Source organism: Arthrobacter sp. Hb9-2 (assembly GCF_059091165.1).
Window position 1 is genome coordinate 38092 of record NZ_JBNHGJ010000022.1, and the last position, 15039, is coordinate 53130.

Here is a 15039-nt window from a genome sequence, read left to right on the forward strand (position 1 = left end):
TCAGGCCGGCACTGTGTCAGACCCGTTCCTTGCTCCGCTCGCCGGAGGGGGTGCTGGGCCGTGGCGTCCTGCGCCAGTTGGGGAAGGCCCAGAACTTGTAATCCTGCGCCTTGACTTCCTGCTCCGGAGTTTCCACCGGGGTTTCCTGCTTGGCTTCAGGCTGGCGGTGGGTTTCCTTCTTGACGCCCCACCCGAAGTCCTTGCTGGATGAATAGCACATCGCAGACCTCCTTGTAGTGACTGCCCCTTAATCGTCCTCCCGATATGCCAAAGAGTCGACACCCTGCAAGCGTCCCGCTAGAACCCCAGCTGGTGGGCCACCTGCAGCAGGAGGGTCTCCGAGCCCTTTGGCCCCACCAGTTGGATTCCCATGGGCAACCCCTGGCCGGGAGCTCCGCCGGTCCAGGAAACCGGAACCGTGATGGCGGGCAGCCCGCACACGTTGACCATGGAGGACCACGGCGCGAACTCGCACTGCTTCCGGTAGTCGCCGTCGGCATCTCCTGCCCACTGCGCAGACGGCCAGCGGTCATCACCATGGGCTGTTCCGGTGAACCATCCCACCGGGCGCGGTGTCTGGGCGAGCGCCGGCATCAGGATCAGGTCCCACTGCGCGTACTGCGTCACCGTGTCCCGCTGGAACTGCCGCAGCAAGGCCAGTGCTTCATTCAGCTTCGCCGCGCTGCGCTGTTGGGCACGGCGCCGGAAGGTCCGGGTCAGCGGCGCCAGCAGCGCTTCGCGATGGGGGCTGATTCTGGCCGCGCCCACCGGAGCCGTCCAGACGGTGGTGAAGGCGTCCGGGTAGCGGTTGTCATAGCGGATGGCGGCGTCGCTGAGCGAGTGGCCCGCGTGCTCCAGAAGTTCCTGCCCGGTACGGAGCGCGTCCAGCGCCTCCTGGTCGGGAGTAAAAGGGAAGGTGCCGGACCAGGGGCTGTCGAGGGTGACGCCGATCCGCAGCCGCGGCGGCTCCTGGCCCACAGCCGCGAGGTAGGCGCCGTCCCTGATATCCGCAGGGGAGGGGACCAGCGCATCCATCATCAGCGCGGCGTCGGCCGCGCTCCGGGCAAGGGGACCGGCCACCACCAGCCGTGCGGGGTCGCCCAGGCTCTCCCCGGCCGGCACCAGGCCGCGCCCCGGCTTCAGGCCCACCAGGCCACAGGCGGCGGCAGGGATGCGGATGGAGCCGCCGCCGTCCGTGCCAGGTGCGAACGGAAGAAGTTTGGCGGCCACCGCCGCGGCGCTCCCGCCGGATGATCCTCCTGAACTTCGGCTGGGAGCATGGGGATTGCGCGACGGCGGCGCCACGCGGTTTTCGCTGTAGGCAGTCAGTCCGAATTCGGGCACCTGCGTCTTGCCCAGGCAGACCACGCCCGCTTCCCGGAGGTGCGCCACCAGCGGTCCGTCACTGACTGCCGGCTTGTGTTCCAAGGCAGCGCTGCCGTGGCTGGTCACCACGCCGGCCACGTCCGTCAGGTCCTTGAACGCCAGGGGCATGCCGTGCAGGAGTGGCAGTTCGTCAACAGGAGCGCTGCTTCGGAGCGTGTCCGCCGCGCGGGCGTTGTCCATCGCCTGCTCGGCCGTCACAGTGACAAATGCCCCGAGCAAGGGGTTGTGCCGTTCGATCCGGCCCATGAAGTGGGCTGCCGCTTCCACTGACGAGACCTCCCCTTTGCGGAGGCTGTCCCGGAGGGCGACCGCGGAAAGGTCGTGGAGCTCAGCCAAGGTACCGCGGCTCCAGGCATTCCTCATCGGCGCCCTCTGCGTCCTGGGAACGGGTCACGATGTACGCGCTCTTGCCGCGGACTTCGGCCACCGCCTCGATCAGTGACGTGCCGTGGTAAACCAGCCCCACGCCGTCGTCCGTGCAGTGTGTTTCGCCCAACGTCCCGTCAGCCACCAGCCGGTGCACCAGGGGGCGCCTGCGCTCCTCCGAGTCGTAGTGCACTCCGTTGGCGAATGGCAGGAACGCCAGCCCGTTGGTCACGGCGCGGAGTTCAGGGCCGAAGGAATCCGTGGTGCCGCCCTGGAACCAGCAGATGGACCCGGCAGAAACGCCTGCCAAAACCACGCCGCTTTGCCATGCCTTATGCAGCATGTGTTCCAGGCCGTGGGCCCGCCACACGGCCAGCAGGTTCACCACGGAACCGCCGTTCACCCAGACCACGTCCTGGTCCAGCAGGTGCGCCTCGGGATCGGCGTGGTTGGGCATGGTGAAAAGGTTCAGGTGGCTGAAGTCGAATCCCGCCTGCCGCGACGCCTCATCCATCTCGGCGTTGAAGGCGCGTTGGTCACCGGCGGCCGTGCCGATGTGCGTCACCTTTGGTGCCCGGCCGCTGACGCCGGAGAGTTCGACTGCGTAGTGCAGCAACCGGTCAAATTCGAGTCGGGTGCGGCTGCCGGGCTTGAAGCCGCCCGAGGTTGCCAGAATGGTGGGCTGCTCTGCAGGCAAGGGTCCTCCTAGGGTCTTCCGAGTAGCCTAACGTGCAGTTCTTCCGGGCGGGGGAGGGCCTGTGGGGGCTAGGCTTAACGCTGAACCCGATCAGCCAGACAGGACTTTCCATGAGCGATTTTGATTCCGTCCCCGTCAACGACATCCCTGCCGACGCCGCCATCCTGGACGTGCGTGAGGATTACGAGTGGGTGGCAGGGCATGCCGACGGGGCCCTTCACATTCCCCTGGACCAGTTGCCCTCGCGGCTGGACGACCTCGATCCGGACCAGGACCTGTATGTCATTTGCCGGACCGGCGGCCGGTCCTTCCGCGCTGCACAGTGGCTCACCGGCCAGGGTTACACCGCAATAAATGTCTCCGGCGGCATGGACCAGTGGCTGGAAGCCGGTAAGCCGCTGGTGTCAGACAACGGGCTGAAGCCGCTGGTGCTCTAGCACCTCCGGTTCGCTTCCGCGTTCCGCGCACCCTGCCCTGGGGTGCTCCCATGCTTCGAAGGAATACCTATGCCTGCGCCCTTTGCCACCTACGCCTTCCTCGGGCCCGAAGGTACCTTCACCGAGGCTGCCCTGCTGAAGGTACCGGGCGCCGGCAAGGCCGCCCGCATCCCGGCGTCGAACGTCAACGTTGCATTGGACAAGGTGCGCGGCGGAGCGGCCGACGCTGCGATGGTGCCCATCGAGAATTCAGTGGAAGGGGGCGTCACGGCCACCCTGGACGCCATCGCCACCGGCCAGGAACTGCGGATCATCCGGGAAGTCCTGGTGCCCATCAGTTTTGTGCTGGTGGCCCGCCCCGGCGTGCGGTTGCAGGACATCAAGCGGGTGTCCACCCACGGCCATGCCTGGGCACAGTGCCGGCTCTGGATGGACACCCACCTTCCCGGTGCTGAATACGTGCCGGGCTCATCCACCGCTGCCGCTGCCATGGGGCTGCTGGAGGAGGAATCCCATTATGACGCCGCGATCTGTGCCCCGCTGGTGGCCCGGGAACAGCCGGGACTTACCGCGCTCGCCGAGGACATAGGAGACAACCCGGGCGCCGTGACCCGCTTCATCCTGGTCAGCCGCCCGGGCATCCTGCCCGAACGCACCGGAGCGGACAAAACCACAGTGGTGGTGCCCCTGCCGGAAGACCGTCCAGGTGCCCTGATGGAGATCCTGGACCAGTTCGCCAGCCGGGGAGTGAACCTCAGCAGGATCGAATCCCGGCCCACCGGGCAGTACTTAGGGCATTATTTCTTCAGCATCGACGCCGACGGCCACATCGGTGACGCGCGTGTCGCGGACGCCCTGGCGGGGCTCCACCGCATCAGCCCGGCCACGCGTTTCCTGGGCTCCTACCCCCGGGCTGACCGCCAGGAGACAGTGGTGGAGCCGCATACTTCCGATGGCGCATTTGAAGCAGCGCGGGCTTGGGTGGAAGGGCTGCAGCCGCAAACCAGTCGTCCGGAAATCGGTTCCGCCGCTTCGCCCACAGCGTAGGTGATTGCCTTTTCTACCACTTCCGCGGGCTGTGGACAATGCGTATGCTTACTTGATCCACAATTGGGGGATGGCCCCTAACGAAGGGAGCGGGTCATGACTACCAACAGCTCTGACAACGACGGCCAGGGGATGATCGTTAATCCCCGCCCCACCGCCGACAACCAGGACTGGGACGGCGACGAGGCCGACCGGGCGGACCGCCTGCGCTTCGAAGAGGAACAGGCCATGATCCGTGAGCAGTCCGAGGCCCGCGCCGCCGCCAAGGCAGCCGCCGAGGCGCGCAAGGAAGCCCACGCCTGATCCTCCAGCTTCAGACCAGCAAGCCCTGCCCTTTAACCCTGATCAGTAACGAACGCGGCTCCACCTGCACAGTGACCTTGGTGGCTTCGCCTGCCGTGTCACCGTCGAGCTGGGTGGGCATCGGCTCGGGGCACTTGATGACGACCCTGCCTGACCTGTAAACGGTCATGATGGGCAGTTTGCCGCTGTGCTTGAACATGATTTTTACGTACATCAGCAGCCAGCCGATGGCACTCCGCGGGCTCATCACCACCACGTCCAGCATGCCGTCGTCGATCATGGCCTGCGGAATGAAGTCGATGCCGCCGGGAACCAGCCCGCAGTTGGCAAAAAGGATGCTGCGGATGTTCCGGACCTGGTCCGGGCTGCCGTCCAGCGAGATTGAGATCCTCTTGCGACGGCCGGGCAGGTGGCGCATGCCGGCCTCCGTGTAGGCGAGCCAACCGAACGTTTTTTTGAGGCCGGCGTTGGTGTCGGCCAGGACTTCGGCGTCCATGCCGATTCCCGCGATCACCAGGAATGCGTGCTCGGACGAATGGCCTGTCCGGGAGTTTTCAATCCCCATCCGGGCCGTGTCGATGTACCGCTGGTGGCCGAAAAGTGCGGTTTGCACGCTGCTGTGGAGGTCGTTGACGTCCAGATCCACGTTGCGGGCCAGGAGGTTCCCGGTGCCCAGCGGGATGATGCCCATCGCGACGCCGGTGCGGGCGAGGGACTCAGCCACCACCCGGACGGTGCCGTCGCCGCCGCCCACCACGACGACGTCGGGCTTGTGCTCCAACGCCGCCTGCACCTGGGAGAAGCCCGGATCCTCCGCCGTCGTTTCGTAAAACACCGGCTCATCCCAACCGGCCGTCAGGCAGGCGCGCTGGATAGTGGCTTTGGCTTCGTCGGAGCGGGCCTTGATCGGGTTGAGGATCACCACCACGCGCTGATCAGTGAGCCCCGGTTTGTGGGCGTCCCCGCCCACGGCGCTGCGCACATGCAGCGCCTTGAGCCTGCGCACTCCCCACCAGCTGGAGATGGCAAAGGCAAGCGCCACCGCAATCAGCACGTAGAGAATGAGGTCGCTCATGGTCCCCAACAGTATCCCGGCGGGCGGTGCGCCGGGCCTGGACGCCTGCGGCCGCCGTCGTACTCCCTCGGATTGGATACCCTTGTGTGGTGATCGACGTAAAAGACCTCAGCGAAAACCCGGACAAGTTCCGAGCCAGCCAGCGCGCCCGCGGCGCGGACGAATCAGTGGTGGACGCGATCATCTCCGCGGACTCTGCACGCCGGGCGGCGCTGATCCGCTTCGAGAACCTCCGCGCCGAGCAGAACGTCTTTGGCAAAAAGGTGGCCCAGGCCAAGGGCGACGAGAAGAAGGCGCTGCTGGCCGAGGTGAAGGAACTGGCCAACTCGGTCAAGGCTGCCTCCGCTGAGGCAGACGCGGCGCAACTGAAGCAGGAAGAGCTGCTGCGCACCATTCCCAACCTCATCGAGGACGGCGTTCCCGAGGGCGGCGAGGACGACTACGTGGTGGTCAAGACCGTCGGGACACCCCGCGAATTCCCGGACTTCGAGCCGAAGGACCACCTGGAAATCGGTGAGCTGATCGGCGCCATCGACATGGAGCGCGGCGCCAAGGTGTCCGGCGCCCGCTTCTACTTCCTCCGCGGCGTGGGCGCCCGGCTGGAGATGGCCCTGCTGCAGATGGCGATGGACCAAGCCATCGAGGCCGGCTTTATCCCGATGATCACGCCCACCCTTGTGCGTCCGGAGACCATGCAGGGCACCGGCTTCGATGTAAAGCACGACGCCGAGATCTACCGTCTCGCCGAAGACGACCTGTACCTGGTGGGCACCTCCGAGGTGGCCCTGGCCGGATACCACGCGGACGAAATCCTCGACTTCTCCAAGGGCCCCATCCGGTACGCCGGGCAGAGCTCCTGCTACCGCCGCGAAGCCGGTTCGCACGGCAAGGACACGCGGGGCATCATCCGCGTGCACCAGTTCAACAAGGTGGAGATGTTCATCTACACCACCGTTGAAGAAGCCGCCGCCGAGCATCAGCGGCTGCTGGCCTGGGAAGAGGAGATGCTGGCCAAGTGCGAGCTGCCGTACCGCGTGATCGACACCGCGGCCGGCGACCTTGGCACGTCTGCTGCGCGGAAGTACGACTGTGAAGCGTGGGTCCCCACCCAGGGCGCGTACCGTGAGCTCACCTCGACGTCCAACTGCACCACCTTCCAGGCACGCCGCCTGAACATCCGTGAGCGCGTGGTGAACGAGGCCGGTGTTGCCAAGGGCACCCGGGCGGTGGCCACCCTTAACGGCACCCTGGCCACCACCCGCTGGATCGTGGCTCTCCTGGAGCACCACCAGAATGCCGACGGCTCGGTCAACGTTCCGAAGGCACTGCAGAAGTACCTGGGCGGCCTTGAGGTCCTCCCGGTCCTCTAAAAGTTTCCCGCCGGAGTGAATATCCACCCCGGCGGGATGCTTCGGACGTTAACCAACAGTTCAATAAATCTGTGGCGCGCGTCCTAGCGGGGTGGGGGAGCGTCTGGTCTACTTGTTGGATGACAACGCTGACTGAAACCTCAGTCGCCGGCAACGATGACCGGCGAGAGAACGAAAACGACACCGTAAACCAGAAGTTCATGGTCGCCCTGGACGTGGACGGCACCCTGGTGGACCACGACGGGCACATGTCCCCGGCGGTCCGCGAAGCGGCGCAGGCGGTAGTAGCCGCCGGGCACGAGGTCATGATTGCCACCGGCCGCTCACTCAACGCCATGCTGCCCATCATTGAGAACATCGGGATCGAGCGCGGTTACGCGGTGTGCTGCAACGGCGGCGTGACCCTGCGGCTGCACCCGGAGCTGGAAAAAGGCTACGAGGTCATCCATAAGGCCACTTTTGATCCTGCTCCTGCCCTTCGTGCGCTCCGCGAGCGGCTCCCATCTGCCAAATACGCGCTGGAAGATGAGGACGGAAACTTCCTTTCCACCGAACGCTTCCAGGACGCAAGCTTCGGCGTCGAGGCCGTCGGCGTGGACTTCCACACCATGCTCGAGGCCACCGCAGTGCGCGTAGTGGTGTTCAGCACCGAAAACACACCGGAAGAGTTCAACGAAGCGATCGAGCACGTTGGCCTTGCCGGCGTTACCTACTCCGTGGGCTGGACAGCTTGGCTGGACATTGCCGCTGCTGGTGTGACCAAGGCCAGCGCCCTGGAAAACCTGCGGAGCCGCCTCGGCATCGAACCGCACCTTACCGTGGCTGTCGGAGACGGCCGCAACGACATCGAGATGCTCAGCTGGGCCGGACGGGGCGTGGCCATGGGCCAGGCTCCGGAGGAAGTGATTATGGCCGCTGACGAGGTCACCCACTCCGTGCTCGACGACGGCGCCGCCCACGTGCTGCGCAGCCTCCTCTAGCTGCCGGCGCTTTAGTTGCTGGTTCAGCTGGCGGCCTGGGCCGCCTGCGCCGTTTTGGCCGGCCTGGCCGTGCTCCAGGCCGCACTGGCGGGCGGTGCTCCGCTGGGCCGGTTCGCCTGGGGCGGACAGCACAAAGTCCTGCCCACCGGGCTTCGGGTGGGCAGCGCCGTGTCCATCGTCCTGTACGGGGCCTTCGGATACATCGCCCTTGCCAAAGCCGGTTTGGCGCCGTTGCTGGCGGACGGCGCTGTCACGTCGGTCGCCACCTGGGTGCTGGCAGGCTATTTCGCGCTCGGGGTGCTGATGAACGCCATATCGCGGAGCAAGCCGGAGCGTGCCGTGATGACGCCCGTGGCGCTGGTCCTTGCCGCCGCTTACCTGGTTCTTGCGGTCAACTGATCCCCGCCCGAGGTGAACCGCTGCTGAATGGTGGCTGGCAGAATGGCACATGCCGGACGCCAGCCGACGTCCGGGTGTTGGCGGGCCGTCGGGCAGAATAGAAGGCATGACCCTTACGACGTTCGCCCTCATCCGCCATGGCCAGACTGACTGGAACGCCGAACGCCGGCTGCAGGGTTCCACGGATATTCCCTTGAACGACGTCGGCCGGGCACAGGCGCGTGACGCGGTGGCCGTTTTGTCCGCTTACGAATGGGACGCGATTGTGTCTTCGCCGCTCAGCCGCGCTGCTGAAACCGCAGACCTGATCGCCGCCGGGCTCGGGCTCACCGAGGTCCGCCGCGTGCCGGAACTCATTGAGCGCAGCTTCGGGCCCGCTGAGGGCATGCAGGCCGGTCCGGAACTCGACGCTCTGCGGATCCCCGGGGGCTTCCGCGGCGCCGAAAGCGAGGACGAGGCAGCAGAACGGGGACTAAACGTCCTGGAGGCTTTGGCTGAGGAGTTCCGCGGACGCCGGCTACTCGTTGTCGCCCACGGGACGCTGCTCCGCGTGAGCCTCAGCCGGGCGGTGGGGAGCACTTTGAAGAGCATCGACAATGCCGTCCTGAACCTTGCGCACCACCACGCAATTGACGGCTGGCAGCTCGAATACTTCAACGGCGAGCCCGTGATGGCCGCCACCCAGCGGTGATCACAGGCCGGTCTTAGCGGCCCTGCCTTTCAACAGGTGGGCGATCTAGCGGACTTCGAGGATCAGCCCCAGCAGCCGGGCAGCCGCGGGCCGGGCCGCATGCTCCTCGTTCCACTGCGCCCGGGCCACGGCTTTGCTGACGGCCTGCGTGGTGATGCCCAGTTCGTGGGCCACGGCCTTCTGCTGGCCGCGGACGCCCGGGGTCAGCAGGTCAAGGACCCGCCACTCGGCATCGGAACGGTCCCGGACGATATGTCCCAGCAGCCGAAGCACGGCCTCGGCATCATGGGACACATCGGCCAGGGGCCCCTCCACCGCGACGGGAATCCGTTCCTTGCTGCTGCGGATCCGGTCCACCGCGCGCCGGGCGTACACCAGTCCATGGCCGGAAGCGTCCTTGATCTGGTTGGGCAACGGCTCGTTGACAGGCCCAACACCGATGCCCACGTACCAGGAACCGCAGCGCAGCGCGATCAACGCTGCCTCCACGGCTTGATGCGGGCTGTCCACGATGCCCTGGACCTCGTCCTCCACCGACCGGTCGAAATCCAGGCGCGCGGGAATATGCCGCAGGTCTTTGAGCAACTGCGGCACCCGGTCGCCATCGCGGCGGCTGTCGGTTTGGTTGATTGTCAGCGTGAACATCTGAAACCAAAGACTACCCGCTGGTATCGGAGTGCAGGCAAGCGGGGTTGCCTCGTCCGGAGCCATCTGATGCGATGGACCAACGGCCGCCTATTGGGGGCGAACGTGACGTGAGGATGGTTATGACCAGCAGCATGGGGCAGGACGAACTCGAACGTGTGGACCGCTGGTGGCGCGCCGCCAACTACCTATCGGTAGGCCAGATCTACCTCCGCTCCAACCCCTTGCTGCGCGAACCGTTGAAGGCGGAGCACACGAAGTCCCGGCTGCTTGGCCACTGGGGCACCACCCCGGGCCTGAACTTTGTCTACGCCCACCTGAACCGCGTGATCCGCCGCGACTCCGCCGAGATGCTCTTTGTGGCGGGTCCCGGCCATGGCGGCCCCGCCGTCGTCGCCAACGCCTGGCTGGAAGGGACCTACTCCGAAATCTACGGCCACGTGGGCAACGACGCGGACGGCATGGCCGAGCTCTTCCGCCAGTTTTCCTACCCCGGAGGCATCCCCAGCCACGCCGCTCCGGAAAGCCCCGGCTCCATCAGCGAGGGCGGCGAACTCGGCTATTCCCTGGCCCATGCCTACGGCTCTGTACTGGATAATCCCCAGCTGGTCACCGCCGTCGTGATTGGCGACGGCGAGGCGGAGACCGGGCCCCTTGCCGCCAGCTGGCATTCGCACAACTTCCTCGACCCCGCCACGGACGGCGCCGTGTTGCCCATCCTGCACCTGAACGGGTACAAGATCGCCAACCCCACCATCCTGGCGCGCATGCCCGAAGGGCAGCTGGAGCAGCTCCTGCGGGGCTACGGCCACGAGCCCCACTTCGTCACCGTGAAGGACCCGGACGACACCGAACAGGCGCACCGGGACTTCGCCGAAGCTTTGGAGGGCTGCCTGGCCGGCATCCGCGCCATCCAGGACTCCCGGCGCACCCCGCAGGCGGGCATGGATGAGGCCGACGCCGGCGCGCCCCGCTGGCCCATGATCGTGCTGCGCTCGCCGAAAGGCTGGACCGGGCCCCGCGAAGTGGATGGGCTGCAGGTTGAAGGGACGTGGCGGAGCCACCAGGTGCCGCTCTCCGAGGTTCGCACCAACGAAGACCACCTGCGGCTGCTGGAGCAGTGGCTGCAGTCGTACCGCCCCCAGGAGCTGTTCGACGGCGACGGGCGGCTCCGGCCAGACGTCGCCGAGGGGGCGCCCACCGGGGAATTCCGGATGAGCACCACGCCCCACGCCAACGGCGGCCTGCTCCGCCGGGCGCTGAAGCTGCCGGCGTACCGGGACCACGCCGTCGAGGTTGCCCGGGCGGGCAGCGAGCGGGTCAGCCCGATGGTGACGCTGGGCTCCTGGATGCGGGACGTCATTGAACTCAACATGGAAACGTTCCGGCTTTTCGGCCCGGACGAGACGGCGTCGAACCGGCTGCAGAACGTTTATGAGGTCACGGATAAAGTGTGGCAGTACCGGATTGACGACGTGGATGAGCACCTCGCGCGCTCCGGCCGGGTGATGGAGGTGCTGAGCGAACACCTGTGCCAGGGCTGGCTTGAGGGGTACCTCCTGACTGGCCGGCACGGCGTCTTCAGCTGCTACGAAGCCTTCATCCACATTGTCGACTCGATGTTCAACCAGCACGCCAAGTGGCTGAAGGTGCACCGCAAGCTGCCGTGGCGCCAGCCGGTGGCGTCGTTGAACTACCTGCTGTCCTCTCACGTGTGGCAGCAGGACCACAACGGGTTCTCCCACCAGGACCCGGGGTTCATCGACCACGCGGTGAACAAAAAAGCCGAGGTCATCCGCGTGTACCTGCCGCCGGATGTGAACACGCTGCTGTCCGTGATGGAGCACTGCCTGGCGTCGACGGACTACGTAAACATCGTGGTCAGCGGAAAACAGCCGTCTCCCGCCTGGCTGGGACCGGCCGACGCGGCCACGCACTGCCAGCGGGGCTTGGGAATATGGGAGTTCGCCGGCTCCGAAGTCCCGGGTGAGGAGCCCGACGTCGTGCTGGCCTGCGCGGGCGACGTGCCCACCGTGGAGACTGTTGCGGCGGCGGAGCTGCTCCGGCTGGGTGCTCCGGGGTTGAAGGTCCGCGTCGTGAATGTGGTTGACCTGATGCGGCTGCAGGACGAGGGCGAGCACCCGCACGGGCTCCCGGCACACGATTTCGACGGGATCTTCACCGCCGACAAGCCCATCATTTTTGCCTACCACGGCTACCCGGCGCTGATCCACCGGCTCGCCTACCGCCGCAGCAACCAGGAAGGGCTGCACGTGCGCGGCTACAAGGAGGAGGGCACCACCACCACGCCCTTCGACATGGCCATGCTGAACGGCATCGACCGCTTCCAGCTGGCCATCGACGCCATCGACCGTGTTCCCGGCCTTGCGGAGAAGCACTCGATGCTGCGGCAGGAGCTCCAGGACCGCCGGATCCGTGCCCGCGAGCACACCCGCACCCACGGGGAGGATCCGGAGGAAATCCGGAACTGGCAGCTCGGCTAGTCCTTTGGAGTTTTTGTCCGGATATGCGGACTTCCGGCAGTGCGAAGCCGCCTTATCTGGACAAAAACTCTCCTAGGCAATCAGTCCGTCGAGGCTGCCCGCGGGCAGGTGGATCCAGCCTTCGCTGCGGGCCGCCGCGGCGTGGACGTCATCCGGGAGCACGGTCAGGCCGACGGCGACGGCACGGGCGGTGAGGGCTGCGACGACGGCGTCGAACAGGTCATCCGAGCCGGCCAGGCGGTCCTGGTGGCCGCCAAGGTCCAGCCACGGTGCCTGCTGGCATAAATGGCGGAGGAGCAGGGAAAGCTGTTCCGTCTCGGCGCTGCCCCGCCCTTTGTAACCGCGGGCGCTCAAGCCCCAGAGCTTTAACGAAGCAGCAGGGTAGACTTCAGCCAGGCGGCCCGATCCGTCTCGTGGTTGGGGGCTGTGCCCGGCCGCTATTTTCGCCTGGATCACGGCGCATCTCATGGCGGGGTGGGCCAGGCGGTCCGCCGAGACACTGAGCGGGATCAGGTTCGTTTGGGCCGTGACGAAGCGGTCCGTATCCCGGTACGCGAGCAAGCGCCTGCCCTGGATGCCGTCGTGCGCCAGGACGGGGCCGGCGTCGAAGTTCAGGTGCCCGGTGAGGAACGGAACCAGGGCCTGCGGCCAACCAACCGGGCAGTCAATGCCCGTCACGTCCGTGGTGCCGAAAAGCTCCACGATGTGGTGGTCATCCACGTCGAGTGCCAGATGCACCAGCCGGGCCGAGCCGTGGCCCCATTCGATGACGGCCACGGCTGTTTTCCTGGCTGCTGCCGCGAGGTCCACTCCGAGCGTTCTCACGTGACCAGACTCTACCCCTGGCTTTCCCGGCCCGTTCTGGACACTGGATGACCCGGGCCCCTGGTTCTGGAACGCTGGTGCCTGGTGCGCCGTCCCGGCAGACCGTGACCGAAAGGATCATCTTCATGCCATGGCTTGATGTACTCGGCAACGACATCCACTACACGGACTCAGGCGCCGGGCAGCCGGTGGTGCTGCTGCACGGCCACGCCTCGGCGGCGGCCTGCTGGGAACCGATTATTGCTGAACTGGAGCAGGACTTCCGGGTTCTGGCTTATGACACCTACGATCACGGCTGGTCCTCCAACTCGCCGCGGCAGGGACCGTTGGTGGACCGCGCTGCCGAGCTGGAGCACTTCGTCAACTCGCTCGGCCTGGAGAATCCCCTCATCGTGGGGCAGTCCATGGGCGGAATGACAGCCCTTCGCTGGGCTGTCCGGAATCCAGACGGTGCGGCCGCCCTCGTGGTGTGCGGGATGGGCTGGCCGTTAGTGGTGCCGCCCCCGGGACAACCCGGCGAGCCGGAGAAATTCGTGGTGTTCAGCTCACTTGATGCAGATGAACGGATCTGGCTGGGGGTCGGAAACTCCTTCACGGAGCGGTGGATCGCGGAGAACCCGCGTGATTACGCCCGCTATATCCGTGTCCGATCCACCGCGACGGCGATTGAAGCGGCCCGCCACCCGCGCAGCCTCGAACAAAGCCAGGGGGAGTTCCTCAGCGCCGACCCGTCGGACGTCGGCTGGTTCCAGCAGGGGCTCGAATCAATAACCAGCCCGCTGGTGGTGATGATTGGGGACGAGGAAAGGCCGCGCATCCGCCGCGGGGCTGAGCACGTTGCGGCCACGGTGCCCGGCGCCCGTCTTTTGGTTGTCGAGGAGGCCGGCCACAACGCCTATTTCCAGCGCCGGGACATCCTGGTGGACACCATCCGGAACACCGCAGCCACCGCCTAGACCTGCTGGTTACGCCGCGTGATACGTCAGCGCCCCGGGAATCCCGCCCTTGTCGCCGAGCGTGTCTCCCCGTGCGAAAGCAGCCCACAGGCTGCGCAGCTCGCGTCCCACGGCGTTCACGTCCTCCCAGGGGGCACCGGCGATAAGCCCTACGCCGTCCCACGTTTTGCGGTTACCGAGAAGCAATGGGAGATCTATAGTGTGGGCAGCACCAAAGATGTTCCCGGGTGCATGCCAGTGCAGGATGTAGCGGTAAGCCTTTCCGCCAGCCAAGGCATGGCGCCGCGCGAACTTCCGGGCCGCCCGGCCGTAGACGGTTTCAGTGACCACCCAATCGATGGCCCGGACGGCCGCGGTCCCGGCGACAGGGACCTTGGCCAGCCGGCTCAGGTACGGGCTTCGTGGCAGGAACAGCCGCGCCTCCTCGGAGGTATGGCCGATCAGCACCTCAATGCCGGGAGCGGAACGGTTCCAGGCTGCCTCTATCGCGGATTCCTCCGGCAGCGGCGCGTGGCCGTACTGGGTGCCGAAAGGCATGGCGGCCAGCATGCCGAACTTCCGGGCTACCTGGGCCACGTGGTCCTCGCGCTCCACCACTTCCATCGCTGGCGTTTCCTCGGTTACGGCTTCAGCAGCGATGCCCATTGCGTGGTTCATTTTGTCCCGGCCGCGCGAGATGCCCAGCGGTGCACTCTGGATGATGGCCCGCTGGAACAGGGACGGCGCTTCGGGAGTGGCCATGAGGTGGGCGATCGCGTCACCACCGGCCGACTGGCCGAAGGCCGTCACACAGCCCGGGTCACCGCCGAACGCTGCAATGTTCCGCTGCACCCAGCGGAAGGCTTCCAGCTGGTCCAGCAGTCCCAGGTTCCCGGGCCGGCCGCTTCGCGTGGCCAGGAAGCCGAACAGCCCCAGCCGGTAGGTTACCGAGACCACGACCACCCGGTTCTCGGCGACCAGCACGGCAGGATCAAAAATCGCCAGATCCCCGGATCCTGTGGTGTAGGAGCCGCCGTGGATCCACACCATCACGGGCAGGCGCTCACCGGGCGCATGATCGCCGGGCATGGTGATGGAGAGGTTCTGGCAGTCCTCGCTACCCGGCAGCTCCCCGTAGCGGGTGCCCAGGACGTCGTCGAGGAACGGCACCGGACCCTGCGGACAGGCAGGAGCGAGCGAGGTTGCGGACAACGGTTCGTCCCAGTCCGGCACCGGAACGGGAGGCTGGAAACGGCCGGCCTTGGCGTACGGGATGCCGGTGGCCCGGACGACGTCGCCGTCCCGCCAGCCACTGACGGGACCGCAGGGCGGGTGGAAGATTGGCGCGGAAGTCACCGATTCACTTTAAACCACAACGC

The 15039-nt window shown here is 66.4% G+C and carries 16 protein-coding genes; 9 read left to right on the plus strand and 7 right to left on the minus strand.

The annotated features are described in order from the left end of the window. Window positions 1-16: 16 nt before the first annotated feature. The 3 genes from AC5RV1_RS13360 to AC5RV1_RS13370 form a co-directional block, all read right to left on the minus strand. Window positions 17-220, minus strand: coding sequence for a hypothetical protein (locus AC5RV1_RS13360; protein ID WP_493945961.1), 204 nt, complete (start codon window positions 218-220; stop codon window positions 17-19). A gap of 77 nt (window positions 221-297) precedes the next feature. After that, the gene (locus AC5RV1_RS13365) at window positions 298-1722 is read right to left on the minus strand and encodes an amidase (RefSeq protein ID WP_493946388.1); all 1425 of its coding nucleotides are present in this window, start codon (window positions 1720-1722) and stop codon (window positions 298-300) included. Next, the gene (locus tag AC5RV1_RS13370) at window positions 1715-2449 is read right to left on the minus strand and encodes a Type 1 glutamine amidotransferase-like domain-containing protein (protein WP_493994889.1); all 735 of its coding nucleotides are present in this window, start codon (window positions 2447-2449) and stop codon (window positions 1715-1717) included. The genes AC5RV1_RS13365 and AC5RV1_RS13370 overlap by 8 nt, the downstream gene beginning before the upstream one ends. Window positions 2450-2559: 110 nt before the next feature. Between AC5RV1_RS13370 and AC5RV1_RS13375 the strand changes: the two genes are divergently transcribed. The 3 genes from AC5RV1_RS13375 to AC5RV1_RS13385 all read left to right on the plus strand — a co-directional run bounded on the left by AC5RV1_RS13375 (window position 2560) and on the right by AC5RV1_RS13385 (window position 4236). After that, window positions 2560-2886: a rhodanese-like domain-containing protein gene (locus AC5RV1_RS13375; protein ID WP_493945963.1), complete on the plus strand. Its 327-nt coding sequence runs from the start codon at window positions 2560-2562 to the stop codon at window positions 2884-2886. A 69-nt stretch (window positions 2887-2955) separates the two neighbouring features. Next, window positions 2956-3933 carry a prephenate dehydratase gene (pheA, locus tag AC5RV1_RS13380; protein WP_493994890.1) on the plus strand — a complete coding sequence of 326 codons (978 nt, stop codon included), beginning with the start codon at window positions 2956-2958 and terminating at the stop codon, window positions 3931-3933. A gap of 96 nt (window positions 3934-4029) precedes the next feature. Continuing rightward, the gene (locus AC5RV1_RS13385) at window positions 4030-4236 is read left to right on the plus strand and encodes a hypothetical protein (protein ID WP_493945965.1); all 207 of its coding nucleotides are present in this window, start codon (window positions 4030-4032) and stop codon (window positions 4234-4236) included. A 10-nt stretch (window positions 4237-4246) separates the two neighbouring features. Here AC5RV1_RS13385 and AC5RV1_RS13390 read toward each other — a convergent pair whose 3' ends face one another. After that, the gene (locus tag AC5RV1_RS13390) at window positions 4247-5311 is read right to left on the minus strand and encodes a diacylglycerol/lipid kinase family protein (protein WP_493994891.1); all 1065 of its coding nucleotides are present in this window, start codon (window positions 5309-5311) and stop codon (window positions 4247-4249) included. Between the two features lie 89 nt (window positions 5312-5400). Here AC5RV1_RS13390 and serS point away from each other — a divergent pair, with 89 nt between their 5' ends. The 4 genes from serS to AC5RV1_RS13410 all read left to right on the plus strand — a co-directional run bounded on the left by serS (window position 5401) and on the right by AC5RV1_RS13410 (window position 8751). Further along, a complete protein-coding gene (gene serS / locus AC5RV1_RS13395; protein ID WP_493994892.1) occupies window positions 5401-6681 on the plus strand; it encodes a serine--tRNA ligase in 1281 nt (426 codons plus the stop codon). 119 nt (window positions 6682-6800) lie between these two features. Continuing rightward, window positions 6801-7661: an HAD family hydrolase gene (locus AC5RV1_RS13400; RefSeq protein ID WP_493994893.1), complete on the plus strand. Its 861-nt coding sequence runs from the start codon at window positions 6801-6803 to the stop codon at window positions 7659-7661. Window positions 7662-7676: 15 nt separating this feature from the next. After that, window positions 7677-8060 (plus strand): hypothetical protein, encoded by a 384-nt coding sequence (locus AC5RV1_RS13405; RefSeq protein WP_493994894.1) that lies wholly within the window; start codon window positions 7677-7679, stop codon window positions 8058-8060. A 106-nt stretch (window positions 8061-8166) separates the two neighbouring features. Continuing rightward, window positions 8167-8751, plus strand: coding sequence for a histidine phosphatase family protein (locus AC5RV1_RS13410; protein ID WP_493994895.1), 585 nt, complete (start codon window positions 8167-8169; stop codon window positions 8749-8751). A 45-nt stretch (window positions 8752-8796) separates the two neighbouring features. On the opposite strand, the gene AC5RV1_RS13415 is transcribed toward AC5RV1_RS13410, so the two are convergent. Further along, complete coding sequence (locus tag AC5RV1_RS13415; RefSeq protein WP_493945971.1) at window positions 8797-9396, minus strand: hypothetical protein; 600 nt, start codon at window positions 9394-9396, stop codon at window positions 8797-8799. Between the two features lie 122 nt (window positions 9397-9518). Between AC5RV1_RS13415 and AC5RV1_RS13420 the strand changes: the two genes are divergently transcribed. Continuing rightward, a complete protein-coding gene (locus AC5RV1_RS13420) occupies window positions 9519-11900 on the plus strand; it encodes a phosphoketolase family protein (protein WP_493994896.1) in 2382 nt (793 codons plus the stop codon). A 72-nt stretch (window positions 11901-11972) separates the two neighbouring features. Here AC5RV1_RS13420 and AC5RV1_RS13425 read toward each other — a convergent pair whose 3' ends face one another. Further along, window positions 11973-12725, minus strand: a complete 753-nt coding sequence (locus AC5RV1_RS13425) for a DUF429 domain-containing protein (RefSeq protein WP_493994897.1) — start codon at window positions 12723-12725, stop codon at window positions 11973-11975. Between the two features lie 125 nt (window positions 12726-12850). On the opposite strand from AC5RV1_RS13425, the gene AC5RV1_RS13430 reads away from it, so the two are divergent. Continuing rightward, window positions 12851-13681, plus strand: coding sequence for an alpha/beta fold hydrolase (locus AC5RV1_RS13430; protein WP_493994898.1), 831 nt, complete (start codon window positions 12851-12853; stop codon window positions 13679-13681). A 9-nt stretch (window positions 13682-13690) separates the two neighbouring features. Here the strand turns inward: AC5RV1_RS13430 and AC5RV1_RS13435 are convergent, their stop codons facing one another. After that, a complete protein-coding gene (locus AC5RV1_RS13435; protein WP_493994899.1) occupies window positions 13691-15016 on the minus strand; it encodes a carboxylesterase family protein in 1326 nt (441 codons plus the stop codon). Window positions 15017-15039 lie beyond the last annotated feature (23 nt).